This window comes from Streptomyces huiliensis (genome assembly GCF_020037025.1).
In the GTDB taxonomy this organism is placed as follows: domain Bacteria; phylum Actinomycetota; class Actinomycetes; order Streptomycetales; family Streptomycetaceae; genus Streptomyces; species Streptomyces huiliensis.
Map to the genome: position 1 here is coordinate 1 of NZ_JAIQLH010000485.1, position 962 is coordinate 962.

1 protein-coding gene is annotated in these 962 nt (G+C 71.1%); it reads left to right on the top strand.

The genetic code is table 11. From position 1 onward, the window contains the following. The coding region (locus JNW98_RS35345) for a DUF3152 domain-containing protein (RefSeq protein WP_223772356.1) at positions 1-761 on the top strand (761 nt) is incomplete at its 5' end. Positions 762-962: the final 201 nt, after the last annotated feature.

Genomic DNA, 962 nt, shown 5'->3' on the forward strand with positions numbered 1-962 from the left:
CCGCGGCGGTGGTGACGGCCGTGCTGGCCGTGGTCGTCGCGGGACAGGTCGAGGACGGTACGGAGAGCCGGGCGCAGGCGCAGACCCCGGACGCACGGCACGGCGCGGGCGCCGCCGCCTCGCGCTCCGACAGCCGGCCGACGCCCCGCCCGTCCGCCGCGCCGGTGACGTACGAGCAGAAGATGGCGAAGAAGTACCCGCTGGACCAGCGGATGGCCGCCTCGGGTGATTTCACGACCGTGGGCGGGCACGAGAAAGCCCCCGGTAAGGGTGAAGTCATGCGCTATCGCGTTGACGTCGAGAAGGGGCTCCCGCTCGACGGCACCCTTTTCGCCACCGCCGTGCACCGGACCCTCAACGACGACCGCAGCTGGGGCCACGGCGGCGTCCGCACCTTCGAGCGGGTCTCCTCGGGCCGCGCGGACTTCGTGGTGACCCTGGCCAGCCCGGGGACCACCGCCAAGTGGTGCGCCAAGTCGGACCTGGACGTCACCATCGACAACGTCTCCTGCGACTCGGCCCTCACCGACCGCGTCATGATCAACGCCTACCGGTGGGCGCAGGGCGCCGAGACCTACGGCGACCGGATGCACGAGTACCGGCAGATGCTCATCAACCACGAGGTCGGCCACCGGCTCGGCCACAACCACGAGACCTGCGGCAAGGCGGGGGCCCTGGCGCCGGTGATGATGCAGCAGACGAAGTTCCTCACGACGGACGGCGTGACGTGCAAGCCGAACGCGTGGCCGTTCCCCAAGTGATCGTCTCGCGAAGTGATCGTCTCGCGCACGGCGTGACGACTCCGTGGCCGCCGCCTTCGGGCCGGCGCCAATAACGCCCCCCAGAGGCGAAGGTCACGCCCGTTCACCCCTTCCGGTGGTGCGACGGACAACCGTCCGTCGCACCACCTCCGCGCCCCCATAGCGTGCTCCCGGCTGCCGGACGACGGAGGGATCGGGGGT